Origin of the sequence: Loktanella sp. D2R18, from assembly GCF_003318235.1 — a bacterium.
Classification (GTDB): Bacteria; Pseudomonadota; Alphaproteobacteria; order Rhodobacterales; family Rhodobacteraceae; genus Yoonia.
In genome coordinates this window covers 12,808-28,627 of sequence record NZ_QOCG01000032.1, presented here as the reverse complement: position 1 = coordinate 28,627, position 15,820 = coordinate 12,808, and the positions used below count along the sequence as shown (strand labels likewise).

At 54.1% G+C, this 15,820-nt stretch carries 18 protein-coding genes; 8 read left to right on the top strand and 10 right to left on the bottom strand.

The annotated features are described in order from the left end of the window. Position 1: 1 nt before the first annotated feature. Genes DS901_RS17500 through DS901_RS17490 form a run of 3 tightly spaced genes read right to left on the bottom strand, consistent with a single transcriptional unit; the run spans position 2 to position 3,687 of the window. Entirely contained in the window at positions 2-970 is a 969-nt protein-coding gene (locus DS901_RS17500; protein ID WP_113778233.1) for a KpsF/GutQ family sugar-phosphate isomerase, read from the bottom strand. After that, the gene (locus tag DS901_RS17495; protein ID WP_113778232.1) at positions 970-1,581 is read right to left on the bottom strand and encodes a ribonuclease D; all 612 of its coding nucleotides are present in this window, start codon (positions 1,579-1,581) and stop codon (positions 970-972) included. The genes DS901_RS17500 and DS901_RS17495 overlap by 1 nt, the downstream gene beginning before the upstream one ends. Positions 1,582-1,635: 54 nt before the next feature. Continuing rightward, a complete protein-coding gene (locus DS901_RS17490; RefSeq protein ID WP_113778231.1) occupies positions 1,636-3,687 on the bottom strand; it encodes a putative bifunctional diguanylate cyclase/phosphodiesterase in 2,052 nt (683 codons plus the stop codon). A 187-nt stretch (positions 3,688-3,874) separates the two neighbouring features. Here DS901_RS17490 and DS901_RS17485 point away from each other — a divergent pair, with 187 nt between their 5' ends. Then, positions 3,875-5,185 (top strand): polysaccharide biosynthesis/export family protein, encoded by a 1,311-nt coding sequence (locus tag DS901_RS17485; RefSeq protein WP_113778230.1) that lies wholly within the window; start codon positions 3,875-3,877, stop codon positions 5,183-5,185. On the opposite strand, the gene DS901_RS17480 is transcribed toward DS901_RS17485, so the two are convergent. Both DS901_RS17480 and DS901_RS17475 read right to left on the bottom strand, forming a co-directional pair. Further along, positions 5,182-5,673, bottom strand: a complete 492-nt coding sequence (locus DS901_RS17480) for a GNAT family N-acetyltransferase (protein WP_113778229.1) — start codon at positions 5,671-5,673, stop codon at positions 5,182-5,184. The two genes, DS901_RS17485 and DS901_RS17480, sit on opposite strands and share 4 nt — an antisense overlap. After that, positions 5,670-6,260, bottom strand: a complete 591-nt coding sequence (locus tag DS901_RS17475) for an HD domain-containing protein (protein ID WP_113778228.1) — start codon at positions 6,258-6,260, stop codon at positions 5,670-5,672. Before DS901_RS17475 ends, DS901_RS17480 begins: the two co-directional genes overlap by 4 nt. A 110-nt stretch (positions 6,261-6,370) precedes the next feature. On the opposite strand from DS901_RS17475, the gene ahcY reads away from it, so the two are divergent. The 4 genes from ahcY to DS901_RS17455 all read left to right on the top strand — a co-directional run bounded on the left by ahcY (position 6,371) and on the right by DS901_RS17455 (position 8,944). Further along, positions 6,371-7,759 (top strand): adenosylhomocysteinase, encoded by a 1,389-nt coding sequence (gene ahcY / locus DS901_RS17470; protein ID WP_113778403.1) that lies wholly within the window; start codon positions 6,371-6,373, stop codon positions 7,757-7,759. A gap of 6 nt (positions 7,760-7,765) precedes the next feature. Then, the gene (locus tag DS901_RS17465) at positions 7,766-8,245 is read left to right on the top strand and encodes a hypothetical protein (protein WP_113778227.1); all 480 of its coding nucleotides are present in this window, start codon (positions 7,766-7,768) and stop codon (positions 8,243-8,245) included. Then, positions 8,242-8,475 carry an extensin family protein gene (locus DS901_RS17460; protein WP_181820925.1) on the top strand — a complete coding sequence of 78 codons (234 nt, stop codon included), beginning with the start codon at positions 8,242-8,244 and terminating at the stop codon, positions 8,473-8,475. The genes DS901_RS17465 and DS901_RS17460 overlap by 4 nt, the downstream gene beginning before the upstream one ends. Positions 8,476-8,602: 127 nt before the next feature. Further along, positions 8,603-8,944: a DUF2853 family protein gene (locus DS901_RS17455; protein ID WP_113778225.1), complete on the top strand. Its 342-nt coding sequence runs from the start codon at positions 8,603-8,605 to the stop codon at positions 8,942-8,944. Between the two features lie 212 nt (positions 8,945-9,156). On the opposite strand, the gene DS901_RS17450 is transcribed toward DS901_RS17455, so the two are convergent. The 5 genes from DS901_RS17450 to tsaD are packed head-to-tail and all read right to left on the bottom strand — an operon-like array spanning position 9,157 to position 12,329. Beyond that, entirely contained in the window at positions 9,157-9,552 is a 396-nt protein-coding gene (locus DS901_RS17450; protein WP_113778224.1) for a DUF1761 domain-containing protein, read from the bottom strand. 49 nt (positions 9,553-9,601) lie between these two features. Further along, the gene (locus DS901_RS17445; protein ID WP_113778223.1) at positions 9,602-10,021 is read right to left on the bottom strand and encodes an EVE domain-containing protein; all 420 of its coding nucleotides are present in this window, start codon (positions 10,019-10,021) and stop codon (positions 9,602-9,604) included. Continuing rightward, the gene (locus tag DS901_RS17440) at positions 10,021-10,293 is read right to left on the bottom strand and encodes a YciI family protein (protein ID WP_113778222.1); all 273 of its coding nucleotides are present in this window, start codon (positions 10,291-10,293) and stop codon (positions 10,021-10,023) included. Before DS901_RS17440 ends, DS901_RS17445 begins: the two co-directional genes overlap by 1 nt. Beyond that, positions 10,294-11,256 (bottom strand): NAD(P)H-dependent glycerol-3-phosphate dehydrogenase, encoded by a 963-nt coding sequence (locus DS901_RS17435; RefSeq protein ID WP_113778221.1) that lies wholly within the window; start codon positions 11,254-11,256, stop codon positions 10,294-10,296. After that, entirely contained in the window at positions 11,253-12,329 is a 1,077-nt protein-coding gene (gene tsaD, locus DS901_RS17430; protein WP_113778220.1) for a tRNA (adenosine(37)-N6)-threonylcarbamoyltransferase complex transferase subunit TsaD, read from the bottom strand. Before tsaD ends, DS901_RS17435 begins: the two co-directional genes overlap by 4 nt. 67 nt (positions 12,330-12,396) lie before the next feature. Here tsaD and DS901_RS17425 point away from each other — a divergent pair, with 67 nt between their 5' ends. From DS901_RS17425 to DS901_RS17415, 3 genes are all read left to right on the top strand, one after another. After that, positions 12,397-13,110 (top strand): uroporphyrinogen-III synthase, encoded by a 714-nt coding sequence (locus DS901_RS17425; RefSeq protein ID WP_181820924.1) that lies wholly within the window; start codon positions 12,397-12,399, stop codon positions 13,108-13,110. A gap of 75 nt (positions 13,111-13,185) precedes the next feature. Next, positions 13,186-14,352 carry a COG4223 family protein gene (locus tag DS901_RS17420; protein WP_113778218.1) on the top strand — a complete coding sequence of 389 codons (1,167 nt, stop codon included), beginning with the start codon at positions 13,186-13,188 and terminating at the stop codon, positions 14,350-14,352. An 11-nt stretch (positions 14,353-14,363) separates the two neighbouring features. Beyond that, positions 14,364-15,815 carry a heme biosynthesis protein HemY gene (locus DS901_RS17415; RefSeq protein ID WP_113778217.1) on the top strand — a complete coding sequence of 484 codons (1,452 nt, stop codon included), beginning with the start codon at positions 14,364-14,366 and terminating at the stop codon, positions 15,813-15,815. Positions 15,816-15,820: the final 5 nt, after the last annotated feature.

Below are 15,820 nucleotides of genomic sequence, written 5' to 3'. Positions count from 1 at the left end.
TTTAGACGACGCCTGCACGCAAGCAGTCATGGATATGCAGGACCCCGGCCAGCTTGCGCGGGGAATCTGGGTGGGCGGCAAATAGGCAGGTGATCTTACGATCATTCATGATCGCAAGCGCCTCAGCGGCGAGCGCATGAATTGACACCGTCGCCGGATTTCGGGTCATAACTTCACCCGCTGTGAGATTAAGCAAACCGTCCATGTGCCGCCTCAAATCCCCATCGGTCACGATCCCAACAAGCGTCTGGTTGTCGTCCAAAACGGCGACAACGCCAAACCCCTTTTGGCTGATCGCAAGCAATGTCTCGGTCATCGGCGTATCAGTGGTTACCGTTGGTATTGTCGCGCCAACATGCATGAGATCGGACACGCTGGCCAACTGAGCGCCCAATTTGCCGCCGGGATGAAATTTGCGGAAATTCTCAGACGTGAACTTGCGATGTTCCATGAGCGCTACGGCGAGCGCGTCACCCAGCGCGAGGGTCATGGTCGTGGATGTGGTCGGAACCACGCCTGATCCGCAGGCTTCGCCGCGTTTGGGCAAAAGAATTTGCACGTCAGATTGCTGCAACAAGGTGCTTTCTGCGCGACTTGCAATGCCGATCATCGGGATACCAAAGCGCCGTGTATAGGTCACCATATCTGCAAGTTCGGGTGTTTCGCCCGAATTGGACAAGACAAGCACAACATCGTCTTCAGTCATCATGCCCAGATCGCCGTGGCTTGCCTCTGCCGGGTGGACAAAATGTGCCGGCGTGCCTGTGCTGGCAAATGTCGCTGCGATTTTGCGGGCGATATGGCCTGATTTTCCCATCCCCGATACGATCACGCGCCCTTTTACGGTTAACAGTAGCGTAACCGCCGCGGCGAACCCATTGCCAAGATCGTCTGCAAGCTGCGTAAGACCTGCAGCTTCTTCGGTTATGACCCGGCGCCCTGTGGCGAGAAATTTTTCTGTGTTTTCCATCAATGCGCGAAAATATCTGTTTCGGGCCAACCTGCAAGGTCTAGTTGTGCCCGTGTTGGTAGGAAGTCAAAACATGCTTGGGCGATCTGCGTGCGGTCTTCGCGCGCAAGCCGTGTATCAAGCGCTGATTTCAGCTGGTGCAAATACAAGACATCAGAGGCCGCATAATTTAGCTGCGCCTCCGTAAGATCGGTTGCGCCCCAATCGCTTTGTTGTTGATATTTAGAAATATCGACGCCGATCATTTCTTGCAGCAAGTTACGCAACCCATGGCGTTCGGTATATGTGCGGACCAGCTTTGAGGCGATTTTCGTGCAATAGACTGGAGTAGCGAGCGCGCCAAACGCGTGAAAAAGTGCGGCTATATCAAAGCGACCAAAGTGAAACAGTTTGAGTACATTAGTGTCGGTCAACATCGCGCATAGGTTTGGGGCTGTTGTTTGCCCAATTGCGATCTGAACCATATGGCAATAGCCGTCACCGCTGGACATCTGCACAAGGCATAGACGGTCACGATGTGGGTTTAGCCCCATGGTTTCGCAGTCGATTGCGACGATTGGTCCAAGGTCAAGCCCGTCAGGCAGATCATTTTGATAGAGATGGTTAGCCACGGTGGAATCCTTTTGGCGATGCTTCTCATCAAATAGGGGCTATCATAACATTCCTCAAGGTGACGAGATCACTTGCGCGACGCGCGGCGCGATATGTAGCGGGGCATTTGCATGGGTTTTTAACCAGACACGGAATTCTTCGGCCGGCATGGGTTTCGCATAACCGTACCCTTGGGCAACTGCGCAACCGCGCGCGTTAAGATGCGTGGCTTGGATGTCTTCTTCGACGCCCTCTGCGATAACTTGCAGCCCAAGTTCTGAAGCCAAAGCAAGAATTGCGCGCACAATACTATCGGCCTTTGCATCGGGAAGCGGGGCCACCAACGAGCGATCCAGCTTAATCCCATCAAGTGGTAATTGCGTGAGTTTCGCGAGCGAGGCGTAGCCTGTTCCAAAATCATCGAGCTCCAGACTAATGCCACATTCAGAAAGACTATCGATGTTGATTGCTGCCATGTCATCCGCACCGTTGATAAGTGTGGTTTCTAGCACCTCGACAATAATCTGATCGACCCCAAGCCCGGAACGTTGCAGCTCTAATAAAAGCCGTTCAATAAGATGCGGATCCGAAATTGTTTCAGGTGCGGCGTTTAACGAAATACTGGGATGCCAAAGGTTTTCCTTTTGCCACAATACCGCATGCGCCATCGCCGCGCGCCAAATACTATGATCCATGTCGATGACGAGCCCTGCACGCTCTGCGGCAGGGATGAACAGATCAGGGGTTAATAAGCCGAGCGTTGGGTGGCGCCATCGTGCCAGAACCTCGGCCCCATGCAGATGCCCGTCCGACAAGCGGACCTGTGGCTGGAACCAAGGTTCAATCTCACCTTGTTTGATTGCATTCGCAAGTTCCGCTTGTAAGGAGCGCATGCGTTCTACATTGTCCCGCAGCGATTTTTCAAACTGAAGCGTTTTGTTTTCACCAGAATTTTTCGCAGTTTGAATGGCAATTGACGCGTCCGCAATCGTGTTGATCGGGTCTTCAGAATTTGTGGCAAGTTTTAGGTAACCGATGCTCGCGTGAATCGGAATACGACGGCCCTTTACCTCGAATGGATCCGCGAACAATGCCCGTATTCTCTCGATCATCACATGTGCGGGCTCATGCGTGACAAGTACAAATTCGTCCCCGCCAACGCGCGCGACGATATTGTCGTCGTCGACGCAACTTTGCAGTGCGCGCCCGACGGTGATGAGCAGTTCATCTCCAAAATCATGCCCAGCTGAATTGTTGACTGCCTTAAAATTATCTAACCCCACAAACAGAACCGAAAGACCTATGCTTTTTTCTTCTTTGTTCATGCGTCCAAGGTAGGTCGCCAGATGGGCGCGGTTGGGTAAACCGGTGAGCGGGTCCTGGTGGGCGGTATGTTCCAACTTGCGGTTCATTTGCCGCAGTTCATGTTGTGAATCGCGGAGCGATTTTGTTTGTCTGTGTAGTTTCCCTATCGTTGACTGCACGGCGAGATGTGTGGGCACAAAGATAAAGATCGCCTCTGCAAGAAGTGCAAGCGCTGAAACTATCAGCACGCTACGTTGCCATTTAGAGAGACGAATGGCATCTGCATGGGCCTCTTGCTCCATCAGGGCGGCCGCAGAATCGAGCCCGTTTCCCAAACCGCGGTGAGTGTAGAGATCATTGAGCTGTCGCGTTAACCCAGCATATTGCGCTGGGGTGGCCGTGCTAAATCTTGACGAAATATCGACAAATTCGGCGATGAGAGCATGCAGTGGTTCAGCGGAACCAAAGTAGTGTGTTCGTTGCTCGTCCGTCCAAAGACTCCCAAAAACGGTCATGGCGTAACTGCGTTCAAACTGTTTGATCGCTTTTTCAATAGGCGCAGCAGAGCTGACGCGCCCCGATGTCATGCGTTCTGCGATCAATAATATCTCATGTGCGTAGGTGATTTGCGATTGCGAGGTCTTGATCCCCGTTTCAGCGATGAGCTGACGATCAATGATGGTGTGGTTGATATATTGGGTCGTGCCCAGCAAGGCCAAGATGATGAGTAGCGCCGCACACGAATGAATCCAGAGCCGTTCTGGGCGGCGCAGGGTGAATATTTTCCGAGCGCGATGCGCAATGGGTCGCAAAAATTGCATCAACCGAATCCTATGGGGTTTGGCCATGCAAGTTGAACTGGATTGCTTAAGGTAAGGTTAGGTGCCTGCGAGCTCCTCCTATTAAGTAATCATTAACCAATCTTGACGCATCTTGGGCGTTGGGGATGTTGGTAGGAATAATTTCATTTTGCTTGGTCAAGCGATTCACGATGTACGCCTATGCTTAATGCTGTTCGCAGTCCTTGTTTTGCAGGGGTGCGGGGCCGCATATGTATCGCCCAAGGTTCAAGCAGAAGACGGGGTTGTTACGGTCGTACCCTTGACGGCCCAAGCCATCGAAACGGCCAATCAGTCACCCTATAGCCCACGCGCAATTCCGGCGGCATTTACACAGCAAATCGCGGCAAACGCTAGCAATGGGGTGCAAGGGATGGGCGTTTTGCCTGTGCTAGGCGACGCGCCGCAACCCCGGCAATTGGCGACGCGCATCCCGCCACAGGTTGACCCAGAGCCCTATAAAATTGGCATCGGTGACATCGTCAGGTTAACGACACAGCCAGAAACAAACCGCGATACATCTTCGGCTCCGCCAGACGAGAAAGCGACATATACGGTCCAAGATGATGGGATGATCTCCATTCCCGCAGTTGGCCGGGTCATGCTGCTTGATCTGACGCTCGCGCAAGCAGAAGCCCGTCTTTTCGAGAGCTTTGTGAGCGCGCGGATCGACCCGACGTTTAGCTTAGAAATGGCAGAGTTTCATGCGCAGTCCGTCGTGATCGGAGGTGCGGTGGCGGCACCAGTTTCGATTCCGATCACGCTCACACCAATATACCTGGATGAAGCAATTTCACGTGCTGGCGGTGTCGCCGTGTCTGATGGGACCGACGTGTCGATCCGAATTTATCGCGGTGGCTCACTTTATCAGTTGTTGCTGTCCGAATATTTGACGACGCCAGAATTTCACAAAATACGACTTTTGGGCGGGGATAGTATCTATATCGATACTGAATTTTCACTTGAGCGGGCGCAGGTATATTTTGAGCAGCAGATCACCTTGGCGCAAACGCGGAACCAAGCACGGGCGCAAGCAGTGGCGGCATTGACCGCCGAACTGAACCAGCGCCGCGCGACGTTGGCAGTGCGCCGTACGAATTTTCAGGATCAACTGGCGCTTGATGCTGTCGCGCGCGACGATGTTTACCTAACCGGTGAAGTCATCGCACCGGGGCGGTTTACCTTGCCGTTCGGGCGCGAGGCGACATTGGCCGATGCGTTGTTTTCTGAAGGGGGCTTTACCAGCCAAACCGCGAACCCTGCGCAAATCTATGTGCTGCGCGCGGGTTACGATGGCGCTGTTACGGCGTGGCAGCTTGATGCGCGCAATGTCGCCAATTTGGTCTTGGCGACACAGATGAACCTACGCCCCAACGATATCATCTTTATCGCTGAGCAACCGGTTACACGGTGGCACCGGGTTGTGCAGCAGATGGTTCCGTCATTGATTACCGGTGGCGCAGCACTCGCTGCGAACTAAAGATCAAACCGCTTGCGGATCCGATCTACTTTCGTGCCGTCGCGCAGCGGGATATCGATCAACCGATCATAGTCTTGGAATCCAAGCCCGCCGTAATAGCGCAATCCAGCGACGTTATCGGCGCGGATTGTTGCGTCGATCACTGCAACATCCGCCGTGTTCGCTGCAGATTTTGTAGCAGCAAACAGGCCCTGTCCAACACCCATGCCTGCCGCCTCTGGCGCGACAAAGCTTGCGATAACGCCCCAACCTTTGGGCATTGGATCATCGGGATTTCGCGGCCATCCCAGCCACTGGAATCCAACAACTTTGCCCGCGTTTTCAGCAACGTGACAACAGACCAGCGCAGGCGGCAGGATATAGTCAGACAGCATCTTTTCGACAGTAAATGGCGTTTCATGCGCCGTTGACCCGCCAACTCCGATAATCGCGTTGAGCAATGTGGTCATGTGAGCAGCGTCGGCGGGTGTCGCGAGGCGAACAATCATAGGGTATCCATCAGTTGTTTGTGTCTTGCGGTAAAGTCGTCGCGCACTTCCATTGGCGGGCGCAAATGGATCGACAATTGCTTGGTCAAGGCTGGGTCCTGCTTGCCGAACAGTTTGTTTGCCTCGGCTTCCGTAAATCCAGCAATTTGCACGGCTTCAAGCCAAGCTGATAGCTTGTCGGCCTTTTTGATTTGACGCTTGATCGCGACGGGGATCTGCGCGGGCAGGCCAAAGCGAATGTGGATGGCGGCAGTCAGCCGATCATCCAATGCGCCGTAATCAGGGCCAACAGCGGCTTTGACTGGGCTAATCATATCGCCGATCACATATTCAGGTGCGTCATGCAAAAGCGCGGCCAGTTGCCATTTCACTGGGGCGCTGGGCTGCTGCCGTGCAAAGATATCAGTCACAAGCAGCGAATGCTCGGCCACGGAATAAGCAAAATCACCCCGCGTTTGCCCGTTCCAACGTGCGACAAAAGCCAAGCCATGCGCGATATCAGCGATTTCGATGTCGACCGGGGTTGGGTCTAGCAGGTCCAGCCTGCGCCCCGAAAGCATCCGTTGCCACGCGCGTGGTTGCTTCATAGTGATTCTGCCTTAATCTAATGTTGAATGATCTGGATAATACGTGGCTTTGGATTGTAGCAAGCTGTTTGCGGTGGTATTGGCGCGCAACCTTTCTAGGAGAATGAATGATGTCGCAAGATTACGTCGTAAAAGATATCGACCTCGCTGCCTTTGGCCGCAAAGAGCTGGATATTGCCGAAACTGAAATGCCGGGGCTGATGGCGCTGCGAGCGGAATATGGAGAAAGCAAACCGCTTGCGGGATCGCGGATTGTGGGATCGTTGCACATGACGATCCAAACCGCCGTGTTAATCGAAACATTGGTCGCGCTGGGCGCGGACGTACGTTGGGCGTCTTGCAATATCTTTTCAACACAAGATCACGCCGCTGCGGCGATTGCGGCAGGCGGCACGCCTGTATTTGCGATTAAAGGTCAGTCACTTGTCGAACATTGGGACTATCTTGATCGGTCGTTCCAATTCCCCGACGGCGCTAACATGATTTTGGACGACGGTGGCGATGCGACGTTATACATCCTGCTGGGTGCGCGCGCCGAAGCTGGCGAAGATGTGCTTTCCGTTCCGACTTCTGAGGAAGAAGAAGCCATTTTTGCGCAAATCAAAAAGCGTATGGCCGAAACTCCGGGCTGGTTTACCAAAACACGCGAAGCCATCAAAGGCGTGTCCGAAGAAACAACAACAGGCGTTCACCGCCTTTATGATCTGCACAAGAAAGGCGAACTGCCTTTCCCGGCAATCAACGTGAACGATTCGGTGACCAAGTCGAAGTTCGACAATAAATACGGCTGTAAGGAATCGCTGGTCGACGGTATTCGCCGTGCAACGGATACAATGCTGGCCGGTAAAGTTGCGGTTGTGTGCGGTTATGGCGATGTGGGCAAAGGGTCGGCTGCGTCCCTGTCCGGCGCTGGTGCGCGTGTGAAAGTGACGGAAGTTGACCCAATTTGCGCGCTTCAGGCTGCGATGGACGGGTTCGAAGTTGTCGTTCTTGAAGATGTCGTCGATAGCGCGGATGTGTTCATCACGACCACGGGCAACAAGGACGTCATCCGGATCGAGCACATGCGCGAGATGAAGGATATGGCAATCGTTGGGAACATCGGCCACTTCGACAATGAAATTCAGGTTGCCGCGCTGAAAAACCACAAATGGACCAACATCAAAGAACAGGTCGACATGATCGAGATGCCGTCGGGTAGCCGTTTGATCTTGCTCTCTGAAGGGCGTTTGTTGAACCTTGGGAACGCAACCGGCCACCCGTCATTTGTGATGTCGGCGTCATTCACGAACCAAGTTCTTGCGCAGATCGAAATCTGGACCAAAGGCGACGAATATGCGCCGGGCGTGTTTATCCTGCCAAAGCATTTGGACGAAAAAGTTGCGCGTTTGCACCTTGATCGGATTGGCGTGAAGCTGTCGACGCTTCGTAAAGAGCAAGCGGACTATATCGGTGTGACCGTCGAAGGGCCGTTTAAGCCTGAACACTACCGCTACTAAGCGATCATGCGGCATAGCATTCGTCAGGCGAAGGCCCGGGCCGCAGTAGAAACCAAAAAACGCGACCATCCCATTTTGCGTGGGGTGGTCGCGTTTTTCTTTGCGATGACGCTGTTAGCGGGCGGTTATGGGATGTTTGTGCATCCTGAAACCCCGTTGCCACGAGGTTGGAATCCAGTGCAACCGTTGCGTATTGACGACGCGATAACGCCCCTGACGACATGGAAGCTATCGCGCGCATCGGATGATCCGGCGCTATGTCTTGCTGCACTAGATGGGTATTCGTCGTTTACACCGATGAGCGACATGGTGATTTCCGATCAGTGTCATATCCAAGATAGGGTCGCGCTATCCGCGGTCGGGCAAGCCAAATTGGCCGAGGTCGAAACAAGGTGCGCAATCGCGCTGCGGATGGCGATGTGGGAATACCACAGCTTGCAACCCGCCGTGCGATGCGGACCGTTGATGGCAACAGCACAAGCATGAGCACCCACGCCACAGCTGAGGCGATTGATATCAGTGGGTTTCAATTTTCAAACGGGGAACGGATATCTTTGATCCGAGATTGGGACGGGAACACATCCCAAGCGCAGTTTCTTCGGGCCGCGCGGGACGGCGCTTGCAGCTTCTTCAAGCTTACGCTCTCGCCAGAGTACAACGCGCTTCATGCGGACCATTTTCATCTGCAATCGCGGGGTTGGGGGCTGTGTCGCTGACGGCGAAAGATTGCCGCATGTAGGGTTTTTTCTTTACGTGCAACAATATCCCCCGTTAACGTGCACTCAGCGCGGCAAAAGCGCGCGACGTCGATCAATTCAAAATATCAACACTGGGGACAATTTCATGGGTAAACGAGACGATTTAATCGCAAAATACGCAGACGACCTGAAAAACAAATGCGGCATCACACCAGATATGGATTTGCTGACGAAGGTTACAATCGGCTGCGGCCCTGCGATCTATAACGCCGACGCGTCAACCGTTGCCGCCAGCCAACCCGATGAAATTGAGACAGTAAAAAACAATTTCCTGATCAAGAAGCTTGGCCTCAAAGACAGTGCCGAACTTGATACAGCCATTGATTCCGTGCTGACTACTTATGGCCAATCAGAGCGCAACAAATACCGCGCGGTTGTGTACTACATGCTGACAAAGCATTTCGGCAAAGAGGCCATCTACGGATAAGTCTTTGTTATTACGTTAAGATACGCCCGCCATTGCGCGGGCGTTTTGCATTTGAATTAAATGCGCCGCGCTAAATCTTTGCTAGATACTGAATTTTGTAGTTAAGTAGGGATCAGGATCAGTAGGCCCGGACCTAGATATTCATATGCGTGTGGTGGCTTAGGAACACGCGGGGTGAAAAGGGGGTTCGGGCTATGTCTGAGCCCCCTTTTTTAAAACAGCGTTAACACTAAACCGATGATTGCCGCGGCTGCAGTCGCGTAGCCACCATCGATCACGGCAAGCTTCCACGGCCGATCAGAATAACCCGTGTTGATGAAAATCCACGGCGTAATAAGAAACAGCCCAATACCTAACCCAGCTTGCAGCCCTTTGCCCGCTGTTTCGATTCCCGAAAGCGCAAAAACATGCCGTGTCATCCCTGCGACAAGCAGAATGCAGATGAATGAAACGATGTAAGGAGTCGGATTCGCCCCGTTTTCAGGTTTTCCGTCTGCCCCAACCTTGATGCCTGCCGCTGCCATCCATGGTTTTGCAAGCACCATGTAATAGGCTGCGCCAAATGCAAATGCCGCGATTGTCGCGACGACAATTGAAAGAATAGCCATTAGATAACCTCCCATTTGGTAGGATTATGCGGCGCTTTGCCCCATCACGCTAGGGTTTTGTGTTTCCAAGGGCGCAGACGATATCCCATTCTATATCGGTGACGGGCTGCACAGACAGGCGCGAAGACTTTACCAGCGCCATGTCCTGCAAGCGCGCGTCTTCTTTGATTTGCGCCAGCGTCACCGGGGTTATGAAGGGGCGGATCGCCTTGATATCTACGCAATCCCAGCGCGCGTCGTCGGTGGTACTGTCTTGGTGGGCTTCGGCACACACCTCGACAATGCCAACGATCTCAAGCCCGCTGCGCGAGTGGTAGAAAAACCCCCGATCGCCCAGCTTCATCGCGCGCATGTTGTTGCGCGCTTGGTAGTTGCGCACACCGTCCCACTCTTCTCCGGCTTTGCCTTTGGCGACTTGTTTGTCCCAGCCCCAAACGTCAGGCTCAGATTTGAACAGCCAATGTGCCATTAGCCGACGACCTTTTTCCAGGCTTGGATCCGCACGTCGCTGAAAAGCCCAGCTATGGCATAAGGATCATTGTCGGCCCAGGCTTGGGCTGCGGCCAGATCAGCGACCTCTAGCACAATAAGAGACCCGCACATTTGGTCGCTGTCGTCTAGAAATGGCCCCGCCATTTCGACAACGCCTGTATCCGCTATATATGCTAAATGGGCGTCGCGATTATCAAGCCGTACTTGCAGCGCACCGGGTTTGTCTGTCGTCATGAGTGCAAAACGCATTTATTCTTCCTTTAGTGGCCGTGATAGCAGTGCATTTAGCGCGCGCATCACATCGGTTTTATCTTCGGTTAGATCTGCGACAACTGTGCAGATCGGCATATCAATGTCTAGATCGCGCGCAAGTTGGCGCACGGCGCGGGCGGTTGCGGCCCCTTCAACAGTGGTGTCACTGTCAAAGCTTTCACCACGTCCAAGAGCGAGCCCATAGCGAAAATTGCGTGATTGTTCGGATGTGCAAGTTAGCACCAGATCGCCAAAACCGGATAGCCCAGACAGCGTATCCGCTTGCCCACCCAATTCTGTGGCGAGCCGCTGCATTTCGGGAAACCCGCGGGTGATCAAAGCCGCGCGGGCACTTTCGCCAAGCCCGGCGCCAATGGCCACGCCTGATGCGATTGCCATCACGTTTTTCAGCGCGCCACCCAATTCCGCGCCCACTGTGTCTGTCGTTCTGTAAATCCGAAGTGATGTGGTCGAAAGTGCGGTTTGCAAAATCGCCCCATGTGCATCATCTGCACAAGCGAGCGTTAGCGCCGTCGGCAGCCCACGCGCAATATCTGCCGCAAAGCTGGGTCCGGTTAGCATGGCTGCGGTCGCATCCGGCACGAGATCGCGGATTGTGCTGGCTGGGCCCGTCATGCGGGTTAAGTCGATGCCCTTGCAGCACGCTACAAGGTATTTGCCAGACAGCTGGGCAGCATGGGCATTCAAGAACGCAGGCAAGGTTTGTGCCGGGATTGCCAACAACAAGATGTCGCAGCTAAAAACAGTCTCTAACTTAGCTGAAGTCGATATATTTTTGGGTAAGGTTACACCGGGCAGTTTGGCATTGCTACGCGTGTTTTGCATTGCTGTGACAGCATCGGCATTCCGCGCCCAAAGCGCGATGTCATTACCATCAAGTGCAAGCGCCACCCCAAGTGCAGTGCCAAACGCACCGCCACCAACGATCCCAATCTTCATGCCTTCGCCCCTTTTTTTCCCGATCCGAGCATGGGCGCCGCCCGTTGGTCAAGGGGCCATCGCGGACGCGCAGAAAGCGTCAAATCATCACGGTGCCCCGCTTGCATCATTTCGATTCCAGCATAGGCGATCATTGCGGCGTTATCTGTGCAAAGGTTCAGCGGTGGTGCGACAAAATCAGTGTCTAATCCAGCGCAAAGCTGCATCAATCCATCCCGAATGGCCCCGTTTGCAGCGACCCCACCTGCAATTGCAAAACTGCGTTTTTCGGGGTTCAGCGCGAGATAAATCTCCATCGCGCGCCGTGTCTTTTCGATCAAGACGTCAGTGACCGCTGATTGGAAACCCGCGCAAAGGTCGGCTTGATCTTGCGGGGTTAACCCGCCTTTTTCGGCAACGACACTATCACGGGCACGCAAGATCGCGGTTTTGAGCCCGGAAAATGACATGTCACATCCTGTTTGGTTCAACAGTGGACGCGGTAGCTTGAACCGTTTTGCATCGCCTGCTGCTGCCGTTTTTTCAACCGAAGGCCCACCGGGTTGCGGCAGGCCTAAAATCCGTGCGGTTTTATCAAAGGCTTCGCCGGGGGCGTCATCAATTGTGCCACCGATGCGTTGATAGGTGTCGTGGGATTCGGCAATCAGGAACTGACAATGTCCGCCTGATACAAGTAGCATCAAATAGGGGTATGGCACCTGATCAGTCAGGCGCGGTGTTAATGCGTGCCCCGCAAGATGATTCACGCCGATTAACGGCAAGCCTGTTGCGGCGGATAATCCTTTGGCACACATCACGCCTGACAGCACACCACCGATCAATCCGGGGCCAGCTGTTACGGCAATCCCATCCAATTCTGGCAGTGTTAGACCCGATTTTTGCAATGCTTCTTCGATACAAAGGTCAAGTTTTTCGGCATGGGCGCGGGCCGCGATTTCAGGGACGACACCGCCAAAATCGGCGTGCAGCGTCGTCTGCCCATAAACCACAGAGGCAAGCACATCTGTGCCACGTACCACGGCGGCGGCGGTATCATCGCAGCTGCTTTCTATTCCAAGAAGGGTCAGGGTCATGTGCGGCTCTTTGCTTGTGTGTGCTAGGCAGGTAACATCGCGCGACACTCCGAACAATGGTGAGCAGATGACCCCGACCCTGATCGTGACAAGACCCGCGCCAATCGCAAAGGCATTTGTGGGTCAATTGCGTGACAGATTTGGCGATCAGGTTCGGTTTATTACATCGCCTCTGCTTGAAATTGTACCGCTGCCAGTAGCCGACGATCTGTCCGAAATCACCGGGGTCATCTTTACCTCTGCGCAGGCGGTAGATGTGCTGGCGCTACCCCGCGGTTTGACCGCATGGTGCGTTGGTCCCAGGACGACCGAACGGGCTAAAAGCGCGGGGTTCGCAACAATTACAGGGCCGGGCGATGCAGCCGGGTTGGCACAGATGATAATGCAGGCAGCGCCCTGCGGCCGATTGGCGCATATTCGGGGGCGTCATGTGCAAGAAAACGTCGCGCGACGTTTGAACGAATCTGGTATCCCTTGTGCGGATATTATCGCTTATGATCAGCGCCCCCTTACATTGACTGCCGAATCGAAAAATGCGCTAAAAGGGAAGCTTCCTGTCGTATTGCCCCTGTTTTCTACGCGAACAGCCACCATATTGAATGAACAAGGGCCATTTTTCGCGCCTCTACACGTTGTCGTAATGAGTGAGCAGATAAAACGGGCGGTGGGACGCATGAATGCACAAACGACCGGCATTGCGGTGCAACCCAGTGGACGTGCGATGGTTGACGCGACCGTTGCGCGTCTGGATGCGCTATTGAAAGACAATACCGAAGGTTGAGAGCCTCTCATCTCCGGGGTAAAGTAAGTGAATATTAGCGTAAACTGCGAGTATGTTCGCTGGAAGGGTATTATTGTGGCAAAACAGCCATCTAAAAAGGTGCAAAAAGCGCCAGAAAACGTGGCAACAGAATCGTTGGACGACGCAAAACCCCATATTGATTCTATTCCGGCCGAGATTTACGCAACGGAATCCGTTCAGCCGGAGCCAGCGCCACCAGAACCTAAGGCAGTTGCGCCAGAGCCAACGCCTGCACCCGTACTTCAGCAGCAGCCTGTCCCAGAAAAACGTGCCAGCGGATTTATTCCTCTGCTGCTCGGTGGCGTGATTGCTGGTGCGATTGGGTTTGGTGTTGCATCCTTGACGAAACCAGCCACCGATACGTCTTACGCTGATCAACTAGCAACTCAGGCGGGTGAAATTGATAGCTTGCGTCAGCAAATCGCGCAAATCCCCGATGTTGATTTAGCGGGCATTACGACTGCACAAGACGAAATTGCGGGTGCAATAGATGCGCTTGAATCTGATGTGACCATTGCGCTTGATGCTCTTTCTGATCGGGTCACAACGCTTGAAAATCAGCCACGCGTTATTGGCGAGGGTGTGGCACCTTCCACCGCTGCCTATCAGGCAGAGCTTGACGCGCTACGCGCCCAAATCGATGATATGACAAATATCGCCGAAACGCAGTTGGAAGCCGCCCGGGCCGAAGCCGCCGCGATTGAAGAAAACGCAGCCCTTGCGGCACGCAATGCTGCGGGTCGCGCCGCTTTGGCACGCGTGCAATCGGGCCTGGAAACGGGCGCGCCACTTGGCGCGGCGCTTGGCGATCTAGAAGCCGCCTTGGGTCAAAGCGCGCCAGAGGCATTATTGGCGGTCCAAGATGGTGTGCCGACATTGCAGAATTTGCGCGAAACCTATGCTGATGCGGCGCGTACGGCACTTGCGACGGCGCGCGCCGAAGGCGTTTCAGGCGAAGACACTGGCGGTTTTGGCGCATTTTTGCGCGATCAGTTTGATGTTCGGTCGACTGCGCCACGCGAAGGTGACGATGCAGATGCGATCTTGTCGCGCGCAGGTGCGGCCATCGATGCGGGGCGTCTGTCTGACGCGCTTGCTGAAATTGCCGGGCTTCCCGAAGTTGCGCGCGCGGAAATGTCGGACTGGCTCGCTCGGGCTAAAATGCGCGCGGCCGCGCAATCGGCAATCGATCTGCTTTCTACCACCCTTAGTGACAATTAAAGGCGATATTTATGCTCTGGTCTCTTATAAAAATTATTGCTTTCGTTGTCGCTGTGACTGCGCTGACATTTGGATCCACGCTACTGATGGATGTCGAAGGGGGCGCCACGATTGGCATCGCAGGCAAAGAAGTCACGTTGAGCACACTTGAAATGGTGTTCGCGCTGGTCGCTTTGGTGGTCACGGTTTGGCTTGGGTTAAAGATACTGACATTTCTAATAGTGTTCTTTAAAGTTTTGAATAATGATGAAACGGTAGTTTCAAAGTACTTTGACCGTAACCGCGAACGCAAAGGTTACGAGGCCCTATCCGAAGGGATGATGGCGCTTGCGTCAGGCGAAGGGCACCTTGCGATGACCAAGGCTAACCGCGCGGACAAATACCTTAACCAGCCAGAATTGACGAACCTGTTGACGGCACAAGCGGCTGAAATGACAGGTGATCACCGCAAGGCGGAAGAAACCTATAAGAAGCTGCTGCAAAACGACAAAACCCGTTTTGTCGGTGTGCGCGGGATCATGAAACAAAAGCTGTCCGAGGGTGACACAGATACAGCCATGGCGTTGGCGCAAAAGGCGTTTGCCTTGAAGCCAAAGCATGAAGAAACCCAAGATGTCTTGCTGCAGTTGCAGGCAGAAAAGGCGGATTGGGCGGGCGCGCGCCAAACCTTGGGCGCAAAGCTTAAATCAGGGTATTTGCCGCGTGATGTACATAAACGCCGTGATGCGGTCTTGGCCCTGTCCGAAGCGCGCGACATCATGGATGAAGGAAAAACAATCGAGGCTCGCGAAGCTGCGGTTGAAGCCAACCGTCTATCGCCGGATTTGATCCCAGCCGCGATTATGGCTGCACGCAGCTATATTGTTGCGGATAATGCGCGCTACGCGACCCGCGTTTTGACCAAGACATGGAATGCGCAGCCGCACCCAGATATTGCAACAGCATTTGCCGAAATTGTGCCCGATGAAACTCCGCAAGAGCGGCTAAAACGGTTCCGCGGGTTGATAAAGGCAACACCAGATCATCCCGAAACAAAGATGCTTTTGGCTGAATTACATATCGCTGCCGAAGATTTTCCAGCCGCCAAACGCGCTTTGGGCGATCTGATTGAAACAAATCCGACAGCGCGCAGCCTGACGCTGATGGCCGCGATTGAACGTGGCGCTGGCGCAGAAGATTCCGTCGTACGTGGTTGGTTGACCCGTGCGTTGACCGCGCCGCGTGGCCCGCAGTGGATTTGTGATAAATGCCATCATATCCACGCGGCATGGGCCCCGACCTGCGAAAATTGCGGAGCGTTTGATACGCTTTCTTGGAAAACCCCGCCCGCAAGCGAGATCGCAATGCCGTCCGGCACCGAAATGTTGCCGCTGATTGTGGGGCAGGATGCAGAACCAAATCTGCCTGTGCCGATTGAAACGCCAGATGCAGAAATTATCGACCCAGATACTCCCAAAGCATAGGTGAC